Source organism: Virgibacillus sp. SK37 (assembly GCF_000725285.1).
Classification (GTDB): Bacteria; Bacillota; Bacilli; order Bacillales; family Amphibacillaceae; genus Virgibacillus_Q.
The window spans coordinates 1311405-1326592 of record NZ_CP007161.1 but is presented as its reverse complement, the minus strand read 5'-3'; the positions used below and the strand labels follow the sequence as shown (position 1 = coordinate 1326592).

Annotated in this window: 12 protein-coding genes; 4 read left to right on the top strand and 8 right to left on the bottom strand. The window is 37.0% G+C overall.

Features of this window, described 5'->3' with window-relative positions; genetic code table 11:
* Window positions 1–230: 230 nt before the first annotated feature.
* On the top strand, window positions 231–434 hold the full coding sequence (locus X953_RS19785) for a hypothetical protein (protein ID WP_156958462.1): 204 nt from the start codon (window positions 231–233) through the stop codon (window positions 432–434).
* Window positions 435–515: 81 nt separating this feature from the next.
* Here the strand turns inward: X953_RS19785 and X953_RS06815 are convergent, their stop codons facing one another.
* The 3 genes from X953_RS06815 to X953_RS06805 all read right to left on the bottom strand — a co-directional run bounded on the left by X953_RS06815 (window position 516) and on the right by X953_RS06805 (window position 1609).
* Window positions 516–755 (bottom strand): hypothetical protein, encoded by a 240-nt coding sequence (locus X953_RS06815; RefSeq protein ID WP_040954910.1) that lies wholly within the window; start codon window positions 753–755, stop codon window positions 516–518.
* Between the two features lie 73 nt (window positions 756–828).
* Complete coding sequence (locus X953_RS06810) at window positions 829–1365, bottom strand: DUF5412 family protein (RefSeq protein ID WP_040954909.1); 537 nt, start codon at window positions 1363–1365, stop codon at window positions 829–831.
* A 55-nt stretch (window positions 1366–1420) separates the two neighbouring features.
* A complete protein-coding gene (locus tag X953_RS06805) occupies window positions 1421–1609 on the bottom strand; it encodes a hypothetical protein (protein ID WP_040954908.1) in 189 nt (62 codons plus the stop codon).
* 277 nt (window positions 1610–1886) lie between these two features.
* On the opposite strand from X953_RS06805, the gene X953_RS06800 reads away from it, so the two are divergent.
* The 3 genes from X953_RS06800 to X953_RS06790 all read left to right on the top strand — a co-directional run bounded on the left by X953_RS06800 (window position 1887) and on the right by X953_RS06790 (window position 6273).
* Window positions 1887–3344: an aldehyde dehydrogenase family protein gene (locus X953_RS06800; RefSeq protein ID WP_040954907.1), complete on the top strand. Its 1458-nt coding sequence runs from the start codon at window positions 1887–1889 to the stop codon at window positions 3342–3344.
* A gap of 170 nt (window positions 3345–3514) precedes the next feature.
* On the top strand, window positions 3515–3841 hold the full coding sequence (locus tag X953_RS06795) for a nucleoside triphosphate pyrophosphohydrolase (protein WP_040954906.1): 327 nt from the start codon (window positions 3515–3517) through the stop codon (window positions 3839–3841).
* A complete protein-coding gene (locus tag X953_RS06790) occupies window positions 3838–6273 on the top strand; it encodes a DEAD/DEAH box helicase family protein (protein WP_156958461.1) in 2436 nt (811 codons plus the stop codon). Before X953_RS06795 ends, X953_RS06790 begins: the two co-directional genes overlap by 4 nt.
* Window positions 6274–6339: 66 nt before the next feature.
* On the opposite strand, the gene X953_RS06785 is transcribed toward X953_RS06790, so the two are convergent.
* The 5 genes from X953_RS06785 to X953_RS06765 all read right to left on the bottom strand — a co-directional run bounded on the left by X953_RS06785 (window position 6340) and on the right by X953_RS06765 (window position 14731).
* The gene (locus X953_RS06785; RefSeq protein WP_040954905.1) at window positions 6340–9501 is read right to left on the bottom strand and encodes a DUF3427 domain-containing protein; all 3162 of its coding nucleotides are present in this window, start codon (window positions 9499–9501) and stop codon (window positions 6340–6342) included.
* Between the two features lie 76 nt (window positions 9502–9577).
* Window positions 9578–9973 (bottom strand): (deoxy)nucleoside triphosphate pyrophosphohydrolase, encoded by a 396-nt coding sequence (locus X953_RS06780; RefSeq protein WP_040954904.1) that lies wholly within the window; start codon window positions 9971–9973, stop codon window positions 9578–9580.
* 41 nt (window positions 9974–10014) lie between these two features.
* Window positions 10015–10656: a restriction endonuclease gene (locus X953_RS19065; protein WP_052350072.1), complete on the bottom strand. Its 642-nt coding sequence runs from the start codon at window positions 10654–10656 to the stop codon at window positions 10015–10017.
* Window positions 10657–10779: 123 nt separating this feature from the next.
* Entirely contained in the window at window positions 10780–12576 is a 1797-nt protein-coding gene (locus tag X953_RS06770) for a DUF262 domain-containing protein (protein WP_040954903.1), read from the bottom strand.
* 208 nt (window positions 12577–12784) lie between these two features.
* On the bottom strand, window positions 12785–14731 hold the full coding sequence (locus tag X953_RS06765) for a DUF2075 domain-containing protein (protein ID WP_040954902.1): 1947 nt from the start codon (window positions 14729–14731) through the stop codon (window positions 12785–12787).
* Window positions 14732–15188: the final 457 nt, after the last annotated feature.

The window sequence follows — 15188 nt, the reverse complement described above, 5'->3', positions numbered from 1 at the left end:
ACTTCATCACTCCTACTTAAGTTCTCACCAGTAGTAGCATATTCAAAGAGATGGATTAATGTCCCGGAAGGTTATAAAATAGAGGAAGAAAAAATGCTTCGGATAAAGATATTTGCAACTATGGGAGGTTGAGCTGCTGCATTTCATACTTGTGGAGTAATTAATGAAGAGAGAAGCATGGTCCGCTTCGTAAAAAGAGTTGGAGATAATTCATCGAATGAGGATCGGAGGTGGCGAAAATTAAAATTTTACAGCTAGTTTACTTTATCATCTGCTTTAGCTTTTTTCACAGATTGCTTGGGTCTATTTACTTTTACAGTTCTCCTGTAGATAGTATTTTAATTAGTCTTCTTGGATATTTGCTGGTATTCCTGCTAGCAATTACTACGACAATCATAACCTTTTATTATGCGAAAAAGGCGTATGGTAAGTAGTAATATTTACTCTGGAATCGTAGACTGTGAACTGCTTAAAGCTCTGTTAGTTTACACAGAATACCAGCCGACAAATGAACATCACAAGCTCTTTTTCTTTAATTTATAAACTTCCATTTCCAGTTCGTTTACTTTACTTAGCAAAAAGTCAAAGTCACTAGATGTAGTTGTAAACCCAAATCCCTCAACAATACTATCCAATTTAGCGTCAATGGCATCAAATCGCTTATTCATTTCGCTTATTTCCTGGTTTATCTCTGAACGCATACTTTTCATTTCTTTATCCAAGTCAGTAAGCATTGTGATTATTTGGTTCTCCATCTTTTCACCTCCCTTGCATCTATTATAATAGATTGCACATGAATAAGCATCATTATTAGAAGTTTATTATCTGTTAATAACCGTATGTCTCTCCCTTATCCAGTTGCAATGTGTGATTGTTGATGGTAACTGTATTTTCATCTTCCCATGTGATGTTTACATCCTCTTTATTTACTTGATAATAGAATCTCTTCTTCGTCCAAAGGGCGCCGTTTATTTCCCCTCTGATCCCGAGTGACCCTGCTGCACCTGCATTCCATCGGTAAAATTCAAGTGTATAGCTTTCATCAGGCGAGCTGGCTGTTTTTATGTGTACACTTGCCCCCATCGTCGAGGCAAGAAAAGTAACAATTACCGTGATTATTAGGGCTAAGGATAAAAGTGATGAAAAAGCAACCGTTATCCAGCTTCGTATCCTTGCTAATCTATTTTCCTTGTACTTTAAACCTTTTATCGCTAGAACCAAGATACATAGACTGCCGAGGAGCAGGATGTAGTTTGGCGGTGCTACTAACCACATGTGGTTTATATTAGAATAAATTGCGTATCCCACCAATGCTGCTAAAGCAAGCAGCAAATAGAAGGATCCTAGGTTGTATTGTTTATTCACTAGTTACCTCCTTTCATATTAGTTGCTGTATACGTTTAAAGAAAATATCTCAGGTCTACAGCAAGCTAAAAAGTAGCGGTAGAAGAAAAGCAATTCCGAAGCAGATCACAGCTGCTGCTTTTAATTGTTTATTAACACGTTCATCACCTTTAGATACATTCTCAAAAAATGTAAGTGTAAAATAAAAAGATAAAACAAAACTTATAACTGCAATGACTTTTATCCAGGTTGCTATCTCCTCCATATCCTCTTCCTTTCTCTTATTTAAATCGTCTCATTTAGTTTAACTTACTATTCATCCTGTTTTAAATAGTTAATTACTACTTAATAATATCTTCGAAGCAACTTCTCCACCTTTCCATTGTATTTTGCTTGGTACTTCTTACTGAAATGAACAAGCGTATTCTAGCAAGGCATTCCCCTTTGTTTGTGAAATAATTGAAAAGGGTATGAAAAGAAGGGGACTCTTTAGGAAACCTAGGTCTCCAGAACACTTATACTTTTACAGGAGGCATTTTCTTATGAATCAATATCAGGAATTGAATAAAAGTTATATTAATGGTGTGTGGGTAGATGGGCAGGAAAGCACCCAACAAAATATGGTTAACCCTTATAATAATGATGTTTTGGCAAAAGTTAATATTGCCTCGTTAGAACAGTTGAATAAAGCATTTGAAGGAGCGAAAGAAGCTCAGACTTTATGGGGGCAAGATGCCGAACTTCGCAAAAAAGTAATGACTAACGCATTGAGTTATTTTAAAGAGAACAAAGAAGCACTAATTGAAATGTTGACACTGGAATCCGGAAGTACGCAAGTTAAAGCAAATCTTGAATTAGATTTAACAATTGGATTAATGGAAGAGTCTATTAAAATGGTTGATGAGATTGGTAAATTTGAAGAAAAGCCTTCTATTATTCCAAATAAGGTGAATGAAAACTATCGATTACCAAAAGGAGTTATATCTTCCATCGCACCATTCAACTTTCCACTATACTTGTCTATGCGCACGATTGCGCCAGCGTTAGCATTAGGTAACACAGTAATACACAAGGCAGATATCCAATGTGGCCTTATTTCCGGTTCTGCGATCGCTAAAGCTTATGAAGAAGCAGGTATTCCTGCTGGTGTATTCCAATCCATTTTAACGACACCGGAAATTATTGGTGATGGCATGTTCAACCATAAAGATGCAAACCTTGTTAGCTTTACTGGATCCACGCCAGTTGGACGCCAAATCGGTAAAGTCGCTGGAGAAGAATTAAAAGAAGTTGCATTAGAACTTGGCGGTAATGGCCCATTCTCTGTTCTTCAGGATGCAGATATTGATCAAGCCGTTAATGCAGCTATCTTCGGGAAACACTTGCATCAAGGGCAAATTTGTATGGCGATTAATCGAATTATTGTGCATGAGGATGTCTATGACGCGTTTGCAGAAAAATTTGTTGCTAAAGCAAAAGAGCTAAAATGTGGTGATCCACGAGACCCTGACGTCGTTGTTGGGCCCCTTATCAACGAAAAACAAGTAGAAAGAGCACAGGATATTATTAATAAGGCAAAAGAAGCTGGATTTGATATGCTGTTAGAAGGTGAACGTATTGGAAACATTCTTACACCAACTGTAATTGGCAATGTTGATAATGACAGTGAAGTGGCACAAAGTGAACTCTTTTCTCCAGTGGCACTTATTACAAAAGCAAGCTCAGATAGCGAGGTTATCGAAAAGGCCAATGCAACGCAGTACGGGTTAAGTTCTTCCATCTTCTCCAATGATGAAGAAAAAGCTAGAGAATATGCTTTAAAATTAGCATTCGGTATGACGCACATTAACGATCAGCCCGTCAATGATGAACCAACCGCCTTATTTGGTGGCATGCGACAAAGCGGAATCGGTCGTTTTGGCAGCCCATATGTAATTGATGAATTTACAGAAAGAAAATGGATATCTGTTCAAAAAGAATTTAGAGATTATCCATTTTAATAGAAAAGAGCCAGGGGAGAAGTTCCTCTGGCTTATTGTAATTTGAGCACTATATTACGTTAAATCGCTTATTATCTTTACCACCGTTGGTATATCAGCTGGCTCATATAGTTTTATAGTTGCTCTTTCTCCTATTTCTTTATTAAACTAAACGTAAAGGGGGAGAAACAATGCCGACATATCATAAATTAGTCCGTGACCGCATCCCGGAAATTATTCATTCTACTGGTAAAGAGTTAAAAACAGAAATACTAAACAATACAAGATACATAGAAGAATTAAAGAAAAAATTAAATGAAGAAGTTACCGAATATCAGGAAGCAACAACAGATGAGGAAGCCCTGGAGGAGCTTGCAGACGTGCTGGAACTCATGCATGCACTTGCCAAGCAGCATGGTGCTACAATCGATGAAGTAGAAAAAGTTAGAAAAGACAAAGCAGAAAAACGCGGTGCTTTTAATGAAAAAATCTATTTAATTGAGGTTGAAGACGATTGAGGGACATCTCCTTACATACAAGTCAGTTGCATGAGGAAATAAAACAGGCAATGGTGGAATCCTCAACCATTTATATCTTGAGTTCATTCATTATGAAGTCAGGTGTCGAAATGATATTTGATGCGTTGGAACATGCCTTAAAAAATGGTGCTGATGTGAAGTTTTTAACCGGTGATTATTTATATGTCACCCAGCCAAAAGCGCTCCATCGTTTACTGAATCTTCAGCAGGAGAATTTGGAAATTCGTTTATGGAAAAGTAATGGTGTTTCCTTTCATCCAAAGACATATATCTTTAAACATAAGGAAAAGGGTTCCCTGATTGTTGGATCCTCCAATATGTCCCGTTCTGCATATACGTCAGGTGTGGAATGGAATTTGCAAATGCAGCGCACTGCTTCAAATACTACGTTTGATGAAGCAATGGAAGCATTTATTGAGCTTTTTTATGCCAATGAAACGATGTCTATTAATGCAGAGTCACTAAAAATCTATCAGCAAGAATATGATCAGTTTCACGCAACCCATGCAGATCTCCTCACAACGTGGACCAAGCAAGAAGAAGTGGAACTAACGTTACCTTCTGAAGAAGAACCATTACCAGCTGAAGCAAATGAGCCTAATGCTCATTATCCAACCAAACTCCAGCCACGCCAGGCGCAAACCGAGGCATTGACTGCGCTTGAAGCTACATTGGAAGAAGAGTATAACAAAGCAATGGTCGTCATGGCCACTGGACTTGGTAAAACCTATTTAGCAGCATTCTTTGCCAAAAGGTATAAGCGGATCCTCTTTATTGCGCATCGAGAAGAAATTTTAAAACAGGCGAAGAAAAGTTTTGAACAGGTTATAGGCATGCAAGGTGGGCTTTTCTATGGTCTGGAAAAGGATACAAGCAAGGACATGCTTTTTGCTTCGATCTTTACCCTTAGTATCCAGGAACAGTTACATCAATTCGCTCCGAATGCATTTGACCTCATTATTATAGATGAGTTTCACCATGCAGCAGCGAAAAGCTATCAGCATGTTATCGACTATTTTGAACCACAATTTCTTTTAGGCCTTACAGCAACACCTGAGCGGACAGATGGGCAGGATGTGTTTGCCATTTGTGAAGGAAACGTCGCCTATGAAATCACATTTATCGAAGCAATCCAGCGCGGTTGGCTGACTCCCTTTACCTATCATGGCATACTTGATGATATTGATTATTCTTCCATCCGCTGGTTAGGCACAAAATATGACCAGCATGAGCTCATGATCCGGCAACTGCAAACAGAAAGAGCACAACATATCTATCGCAAGTGGAAAGAATTAAAACAAACTCGGACACTTGGCTTCTGCTCTTCCATTCAGCAGGCAGAATTTCTAGCAAACTATTTCAACGAGAATGGAGCCCATGCACTTGCATTAACTTCACAATCCAAAACCCACTCACGGACAGAAAGCATCCGCATGCTAGAATCCGGTGAGCTCGATATTATCTTTACTGTGGATCTGTTTAATGAAGGGGTGGATATTCCATCAGTTGATACGCTCTTATTTGCGAGGCCGACCGAATCACTAGTTGTCTTTACTCAGCAAATTGGACGGGGACTTCGTACATTTGCCGGGAAGAATTCATGTGTCATTATCGATCTCATCGGTAATTATCGCTATGCGGACACCAAGTTGAGTGTCTTTGATACAGAGGAAAAAGGCGACAAGAAAGGAACAAGAAAAAATATAGAGCCTATCGTACCCACAACATGCGAGGTTCATCTCGATACAGCAGTAGTAGACTTGTTGAAGGAACTACGGAAAAAGCGCAGCCCAAGAAGAGAACGCATCTTCCAAGACTATTACCAGGTTAAAACACAGCTTGGCAGAAGGCCGACATATAGAGAAGTCCATCTGTATGGCAGCCTAAACTCCAAAGAATACAAGCAGGCGTTTGGTGGTTACTTCGCTTTCTTAAAAACATACGGAGAACTAACCGAACATGAAGCAACTGTTTATGAAAAGCATTATGATTGGTTAAGTAAAGTAGAAAAAGAAACGATGACCAAATCGTATAAAATGGTAGTCCTCCAATACCTACTGGATAAAGGGCCTTCTGATTGGCTAGTACCTGTAACACCTGAGAAAGTAGCACCCTATTTTCATCAGTTCTACATGGAAAAGAATTACCGAAAGCAGATTGACTTCTCGAGTAAAAACACAAAAGCAATGTGGGAATATGATGAAAAGAAAGTTGCTAAATTAATCGCGGAGATGCCAATGAGTAAGTGGGTTGGCAAGGATAGGCTTGTGTTCTTTGAGGATGGAAAATTTGGTGTTAATTTTACTGTTAATGCTAAGGATCAAGAGATTTTGCATAGAATGACTGAGGAGATCTGTGATTATAAGATGCAGGGGTATTTTGAGAGGAAAAGTAATGGTAGTATTCAATAACTTTGATAGCGAGCAGTACAATTTCTGCTCGCTTTAATTCACTCAATAACATTTTTCTCAAAACAATTACACAATACTCTTATTCGCCCGCGGCACCAATCCAGGAGGCATTTCTTCTCGTAATTTCCATTTAAAACTAATCGGTTTTTCTCCTGAATGGCTCACATAATCACATGTACCCAAGAATATAAATGGTGCTGTGTAGCCATTTTCTTGCTTATATTCTCTCACAAATAATGCAATTTCATTTCCTCTTTCTCTATGGTGAATATATCGCTGTGCCGTGGGACTCTGTTCTGTTACAGTACTCTGGGATTGCCAATGAAATAGACTTTCATTAATTGCATAATCTTCATATAGTGTGGATGGTGAAAAATCTTTTTCTGATTTATTAAGTGTTGTAAAGAACACGTCTAGTTGCTTATCCTTAAAATGCTTAACACCTTCGCGAAATGCTGGGCATTTTTCTTCGTCGAAATAACCTAGAGCAGCCATGATTTGTTCCTTAGAGTATACAGAATGAACCGTTAATGGTGTTACAAAATCAAAATCATTCTCTATCTCTATAGTCTTTATAGATTTATAGTTAAACGCCAGCAAATCATAAATTTCTTTTTGCATACGATCATTTTTCAGTATATTCCTTAAAGCCTCCTGTATAGTCGAGTATCCTTCTTTGGCTGGCTCTTTCTGAAAAAATGTATAGTAAAGCATGTTCAGCATAAGCTTTTCTTCATAGTTCTTAGGCAAGTATCCCCCTTGTTCGTTCACATAACGCATAAAGAATCGGAGGAGTTTCTCAGAATTCAAATGAAACAATTTTGGTAAGCGTTTTACAATCTTTTCTTCATTATCACAAGTGAAATCGTCACCAACTCCTGCACTTACCAATAAACGTTGAAATGATCGATCACCACTTCTACCATAGAAATCGTAAACAGATAAACGATGATGATTGAGAAAGTTTTCTAAAGTTAATTCAAGACCTGTATCCTGTCTGAAATACTTCAACTTATTAACTAAGTTTGTCTTTGTATTCGCTGTTGCCTTGATATTTCGCAAAATATAATCTTTCGCTTGTTTCTCCAGTTGAATAAAACTCCCCCTTGGTAAAGCCGAAAACCCTTCTTCTACATAATGTCTTATGGAATGTTTGGTTCTTCCAATTAAAGCACGGAATTTTTCTTCAAAGCTATAATTCTTATGTGCTTGGCCGACAAAATCTAGGACAGTTAAGCATTCTTTCCCATCCACTAACCTTAATCCACGACCAAGCTGTTGCAAAAAGACAGTTAAGCTTTCTGTGGGACGAAGGAACAATACTGTATTTACTTCTGAAATATCTACTCCTTCATTATACAAATCAGCAACAAATATGAAGTTAATTTCACCTTTCATCAATTGGTCCTTTGCTTTTGTTCGTAAGGTTTTGTCTGAATTCCCATGTAATGCAATGGATGGGATGTTTCTTTGATTAAAATACTGGGCCATATATGTAGCATGCTCTACCCCGACACAAAACCCTAGCCCTTTCACTTCTTCAACATCTGTAACATACTTATACAAGCTATTAACAATTTGATTACTACGGATTTTGTTGTTTGTATATACATTCTCTAACTCTCGTAAATCATACCCTTTTCTACTCCATTTTAGCGTTGATAAATCTACCGTATCACTTACACAGAAATACTGAAAAGGACTTAATAGCTTACGATCTATTGCTTCAGTCAGTCGCATCTCAGATGCTATTTGACCTTCAAAATACTTCGTTACATCTTGTCCGTCCATCCGTTCGGGAGTTGCAGTCAAGCCCAAAAGAATCTCCGGGTCAAAATGGCGTAATAATTTTTGATAGGAACTAGCTGCTGCATGATGGAATTCATCCACAATAATAAAGTCATAAAAATCTCTTGAAAGTTTTTCGTATAACTTCATACTGTTAAAGCTTTGAATGCTAACAAATAAGTGATCGAAAGAAGCAGGTGTATGCCCGCCTACTAACATATCTCCAAAGTTAAAATCTTTTAAGATAGCTCGAAAAGTATCTCTGCTTTGCTTTAAAATTTCCTCACGATGTGCGACAAATAATAACTTGGCATTATTTCGTTTTTCTTTAGCAAATCTTCTGTAATCAAACGCAGAGATTACCGTTTTACCAACACCAGTTGCTGCCACAAGTAGATTTTTAGTTCTTCCAAATACTTCTCGTTCCACCTGTAAATTTTCTAACATCTCTTTTTGATAATAGTATGGTTGGATATCAAAAGAAAACTGGAAGTCATTTTCTTCAGCTACCGTTTTCTTTCTTAATGCTTCCTTCAATTGTTGTCTATCATTATCACTTTGCGCATCAAATAACTTAAACTCTCCATCGTTCCAGTAGCTTTCAAATGTAGCTTGAAATTTCTTCACAATATCAAAAGAGTCTTTTTCGGATACTTTTAAATTCCATTCCAATCCTGAAGTTAATGCTGGATTAGACAGGTTAGATGAACCTATATAAGCAGTTGTGAACCCAGTGTCTCGCCTAAACATATATGCCTTCGCATGCAGACGAGTTCGCGCTATGTCATAAGAGATTTTGATTTCTGTGTTTTTTAGTTTGCTTAACTCTGTAATTGCTTTATAGTCAGTTGCTTCCATGTAGGAAGTAGTAATTATGCGAAGTTTTCCACCTTTTTCCGTGAATGAGACCAGTTCCTCCATAATAATGCGAATGCCACTCCATTTAATAAAGGAAACTAAAAAGTCAATTTCATTTGATGAAAGAATCTCTTTCTTCAGCTCATTTAACATATTTGGTTCGTAGCTAGACCCTGTAAAAAGGGAGCTTTCTGCAATAGATGTAACTGGCCGTATTGTTTTTTCTTTTTTTATACTTCTAACTGAATTTAGTTTGGAATAAATGGACTGAAGTACCTCTCCCGCCTCATCAATCTGCATACTTGTTAGCTCTTCATCACCTAGCTCGTTACTTAAAGTGGATATAATCTGATTACAGGCAGAAATTTGTTTTAAAATCGCTTCCTTATCATCAGATTCCTTGTCACGAACATATTGGAGTGCTTTTCTTGTTACATTAGATATATAGGAGGCTAAGAACTTACGTGCTTCCTCTACATCGAGATTTCCTTTTTCAATTTCAAAATCGTTAGTATCCAGGGAGACAAGATCATTTTTAATTTGCTTATTTATAATTTCTTCATAGATCCCTTGTTTTAGCAAAGCTTACACCCCACGTTTTAATTTATAGTTTCATTATACTAAAAAGGCTATCCAAATTAATGAATAGCCTACATTTTTATGAAAAATCATTCATTATCTTTTCTACAGCAGGTATGTCTGCCGGTGCCCAGTCGAAATTTAGAAGTTGCTTAGGTGGAAGCCATTTGATGGTAATATGTTCAGTTAGTGTTGGCTCTCCACCCATAAGGCTACAATAGAAAGTAGTTAAATGGACAACCCCAAAATCATACTCGTAACTAGTATGCTCCACCTGTTGCCCAACTTCAATATTGCATTTCATTTCTTCCTTTATTTCACGTTGCAATGCTTGCTGTGGTGTTTCTCCACTTTCAATTTTCCCGCCTGGAAACTCCCATTTGTTTGGGAGAGACTGAGAGGGTCCTCCTTGGGCACAAAGGATTTTATTATTTTTTATGATGACGGCTCCGACCACGTATATGTCTTTTTTCATTTGTATCACCTGGGATTTATGAGAAATTATAACAAAGCTTATCATGTGATTTTCAAAATCATATCAATATGATCAAGCTGACAGTCTTCTTTGGTAACTTCCTCAATTAATTTGACTAATCGCTGTCCATCGATTAATTCAATAGGTTTATCTAGAACATAAGAAACTGCAGTGCAAGTAAATTCTCCAGTCGTAATGAAGTAGCCTTTATCGGCTTTGCAATCAATTATAGCGCTATGAAATTTTTGAATATGTGGCCTTGTAACTTTGGATTTTACATACCGCTTACATTCAACAATTCCATGGAAATCTTTTTTATAAATTAAGATATCTTTTCCACAGTCACCAGTAGCTTTAGTAACATGCGCATCATAATTCAGTTGCTTAAACATCTCACAGACATAGTATTCAAATGCAATTGGACTCATTTGTCTTAATTGATTCAAACTTCCTCGCCTTTCAAATTCCAGTTTTCTGAGAGCAGCTTCTTTTTTCTTCCGGTTTGTAGAAATATGTCGGCTTATTCCAACTAACAATGCAACACCAAATGCAATACTAAACCATATAAAAGGAGACAATGAAGTCAACCAGTTAACAAATTGTCCAACTAAATATAAAGCTATTAATGAAATATAAATGATAAACAAAAGGTTAGATTGTTTTTTAGTCCGTCGTCTGCCCATGGGTTCCACCTCATTAAGAAGTATCTCCCAATATTTGATATAAATTACTTAATTAAGAATTTAGCATCGCAACTAGTAATAATTAGGCACCAGTTTTTAATCTTAATGTTAACATTTTAGCAACTACAAACTCTGGAAATAGTGCTTTATTTTTTCTGCCATCATACGCCGTCTTTCAAATAAAAACTGCGGATAATCTAAATCTTCCATTTCATAAATCGATTCTGGTATACAGTTTTCTTCCATATTCTTTTTCAATTCTGTTTTGTCTCTTATTTCTCCAATTTGCAACCTATGATCCTCTACTTGTTGTTTAATTTTGGCCATATACACTCCTGGTGATTGATCTTTTATAGCTAGATTGACAACCTGTTCCGTATAGACATAATTGGCAATCTGGTTATATTGCCTTCTGTTGTTATAACCATTCTTCTGTAGGTATTTCTTCGGGAACACGTGGTGGACGTCTCCGCGCTCTTCTATTAATTGTTGAACAGTAATAGATTTAGATAGGAAAGCTACATCTTTTTGGTAGATTTGTGCCATCATAAAAAGGTTGAAATATGGACTGCTGGTTACTGAAGTATCCAGGTTCGCGATGAGTATGTTATCCCAGTATGCCTCTGAAAGTTCTCCCGCTTCAACTGAATTCACATAATCCATTGGGTCATCGTGGGATGCAAAACGTTTAATATCAAAATCAAAAGTGGATTCTGGAGAGCTAGAATATCTTTCTGTCAATATAGAAGCAACATACCATTTACGCACAATGATATTGATTTGTGAACCATTGACGCCTCTTTCCCTCAATAATAAAAATAAGGCATAAGCAAAGTTTATAGAGTTTTGAGATCGGACTAATTTTTTATGAATAACTCCAGCTGATTTCAAAATCATAATAAACCTTTTAAAATTCGTTTCATCCACAAATTTAAATACGCCGTCTTTTAGTTCTCTAAAAGAGTTTTCAGTGATCTCCAATTTATATTCTCTTGATTCAAAATCTCGTCCAGAGAGCAAACTAACCAAGTTCGAAATTGGACCACGTAAAAATTTAAATGTAAAGGCTACTCGTAATACATCTGAATAACTTGGTTCATATATACTAGTGTGATAGTCTTTAACCCATTTAATTTTTGAAAAACTTTCACTGCTAGCAAAATCTGTATCATTATTCTTTATGTTATCGTAAATAGAAGGGCTCTTCTTCATATGAGAAAAATAATCGATTGTTTTTCGAATTAACGGACCATCGAATTCATCGTTGACTGAGATTTTTGACATAGCAAAATCTGCCTGACTTAAATTGACTCCTGCAGAATTTATCCGAATAAATATTTCAGTTACTGTTTCAATATCTAAGGTGTGCGCTAATTCTATAACACCAATAGAGCTTTGTTTAACTTGAATTAATTTTTGGATAATCCTGTTTAACTCATTTCTCGTGATCTCGTGATTAGCTTGACAGTAATTATCAATAAATTCAAAGGTATCGAATTGTGGATGAAAGACCATTGAAATATCTGGTATCCACCTTTTATCTTTTTGAATTGCTGGGTTTAGTACTTCAAATTTCTCAGTGATAGGATTAAATGAGAGTTTTATACGTTTTTTTTGATAATTATCATTCACTACTTCTTTTCCAGAGATGGCTGCCATTAGTGCAGTAATTCTTTGTTGACCATCAATTAGTATTCTTTTCCCTTGTGATATTGTTCCATCTTTCAATCGCGCATCCGGGTTTTGCCATGTAATGATGTATCCTACAGGATAATCTTTATATAAAGAGTCTAGTAAATCCCTTACTTTAGAAGGCTTCCAAACAAATGGACGTTGGATTTCGGGAATAGCAATAATGTCTTCTTCGATCCATCCCAACAAGATATTTACAGTTGTATTATTTACATTATAGTTAGACAAAAAACCCCTCCTTGATGTAATTAAAACTGGATTTATCTTTACACTTGCGCTTACTTTTATAAATATATTATACTGAGATATTTTCTTTAAGGTCTCTTCATATTTATAAATCCCTTTGAGTTTCCAATGCCTTTAGATCTCACGTGCTAAACTCACACAGAAAAATTCATTAAAGGCCGTCTCCTCAAGAAGATATAAAGGATTAATCTTAGCCTTTATACTTCCCTCCTTCCTCAGCAACCCTCACATTCCCACCAAAAAACTCCCCAGCTTCATACTCCACAACTCTCTCCATCCTACTCCTCAAGTAATCCGCCAGTTCCTCATCTGTACAATAAACATAACAGCCTTTCTGCCCACGTGTCAGAAGTGTCCGATATGTATTGCGTATAATATCATCGGCTGTCTTTGCTGCTTCTTCGGGATTTTCTTTCATCATCTTCTTAATCCCAAAAAGTGAGCGGTCTGACTTGGCTCGTTTGGTATAGTCTGTTTGGACCTTGCCATCACGATATATTAGATCATCACCTATGATGACTCCCGCATAATCAAATTCGAGCCCTTGGGAGGTGTGAATACAGCCTGCTTCGTTCACAGATTGATCGTCAATGGCCCAAGTCTGTGTATTATCCAAATTCCAACTGATACCGAAGTTCTTATCTGGAATCACGATATCCTGGATATCTGTTTTTGTACGGGTTTCTTTCGGCCACTCCCAACAGTATCCTGCCAGCATTCGTGCTTTATTTTTGTCCTCATTAAGCTGCCGGATCTCGCTTAACAGTTCGTTTGGGTCATCAAACACGCGGAAATCATAGTCTTTTCCAATTGATTCTGCATTAGCTGTTTCCCTGATTTGTAATACATCATCAATCCATGCCAGATAACCGTCAGAACCATTGCATCTGAATTGAGAAAGAAGTTCTAACTTGTGAATTGCCCCACTGTGTTCTTCGGTAAATTTCTCAATGAGGTCAATACTACCTATATCTTTTAGTGTTACTCGCTGGTGTTCATCAATAAAGAAGATTGTTAGTTTAGCAGCATTAATTAATTCTTTTACCTGGTTTTCTCCCAAGTTCTGAAACATTCCTGATTTTTCATTTAATCGATGGGCTTCATCAACAATCAGCACATCAAACTCATCTGTTGGTGCGTCCACATAGCTTCCTGAACCTTTAAATAGATTATCGATATGAGTCTTTTTGAAATCCTGTTTTAACTTAGTCGCATAAATATTACGTGGTGCAGAATTTTTGGTTACATATTGTGCAACTAAACTCTTCTTGGTCAACTCTACTAATAAATTAATAGCCAGAACCGACTTTCCTGTTCCTGGGCCGCCTTCCACCACAAGCACCTGCTTCGTGTTCGTTCGTTGCGCTTCATCTGCCAGCCTTAGTGCTTCTTCGTAAACTACTTTTTGCTCGTCAATCATTATAAACTCATCATTGCCTTTTAACATGGAACTCAGTGAATCTTGCAACGACTTGGATGGTCGAATTTTACCTTTTTCAATCTTATAGAGTGTTTCTTTATTATCTCCATGCTTAATATATGTCTTGATAAAATCACGCAATTTTTTAGCATCGCCCTTTGTGAATACAGGCGCTTGGTCTATGTAGTATTGATAAACAGTATCTGTTAACGGATCTGTGGGTGTGTTTACAATGTAGTTATGTAAATAAGCGCAGGGATAAAGATCAATATTATCCTGCTGTACCGTTGCGTTGTAGTCTTTAATCAAGGAAGCATAGGACCATGCCTGGTATGAGGAATGCGTGGTTTCCACCAACCCGTGACGGAATGCAGTTTTTACAATCGCTTCTTTTCCATCTATCTTCTCTACTTTATCCCATTGTTTAAGTTCAACTACTACAACGGTCTCCTGCTCCTTACTTTTTCCAGTGATCAGAAAGTCCACACGCTTGGAGGAATAAGGTATTCGATATTCAATCGCTACTCCAGAGTTCTTAGGTATATCCGGATCCATGAGCACACGATACATATACTGCATGGAGTTATCCCAGGAACGGACCTCTGCCTTGTTCACGGATCCAACTTTTGATTGGAAGTTATTAATAATGTTATTTGTTAATTCGTCATGAAAAACATCTTCCAGAAACTCTGCCTTGGTAGCTTCGTAAACTAACATATGAGCCCCCTCCATCTGCAGTTCGTTATTATAAAAATCGGGAAATTTGCACGAAAAGTGTCGATATACCTATTTTACCAGATGTTAGGAGAGTGTACAGACCCGATTTTGGAATTCTTCCCCTTTTATATTGGAAATTTCTAATTTTGTAACCAGTGGATGAAATATTAGGTTCATTGTAACGTGAGATTAGCGGAATGGATATATAAATTTTTGTAGGTGTTTATCCTTGCATTAGAAAAACCAGCAAGTTAACATGCAGATAATATATGACTGCTACCTATTTTTTAGACAGACATTGCTTGAGGTAGTTACACGAATTTAAAAACATTTATAACTTATATTTTTCCCAGAAACAACACTTGACCACAACTACTTCTTTTCCCCCTCCCCCAAGCATACAATGCATTATATTTTCCTTTGCAAAATTATTTTGGTATTATTTTGAAAGCATTTT

What these genes read in the sequence shown, in the direction of transcription:
- X953_RS06815 (WP_040954910.1), bottom strand. Translation starts at nt 755, where the DNA reads ATGGAGAACCAAATAATCACAATGCTTACTGACTTGGATAAAGAAATG.
- X953_RS06805 (WP_040954908.1), bottom strand. Translation starts at nt 1,609, where the DNA reads ATGGAGGAGATAGCAACCTGGATAAAAGTCATTGCAGTTATAAGTTTT.
- X953_RS06800 (WP_040954907.1), top strand. Translation starts at nt 1,887, where the DNA reads ATGAATCAATATCAGGAATTGAATAAAAGTTATATTAATGGTGTGTGG.
- X953_RS06795 (WP_040954906.1), top strand. Translation starts at nt 3,515, where the DNA reads ATGCCGACATATCATAAATTAGTCCGTGACCGCATCCCGGAAATTATT.
- X953_RS06780 (WP_040954904.1), bottom strand. Translation starts at nt 9,973, where the DNA reads ATGAAAAAAGACATATACGTGGTCGGAGCCGTCATCATAAAAAATAAT.
- X953_RS19065 (WP_052350072.1), bottom strand. Translation starts at nt 10,656, where the DNA reads ATGGGCAGACGACGGACTAAAAAACAATCTAACCTTTTGTTTATCATT.
- X953_RS06765 (WP_040954902.1), bottom strand. Translation starts at nt 14,731, where the DNA reads ATGTTAGTTTACGAAGCTACCAAGGCAGAGTTTCTGGAAGATGTTTTT.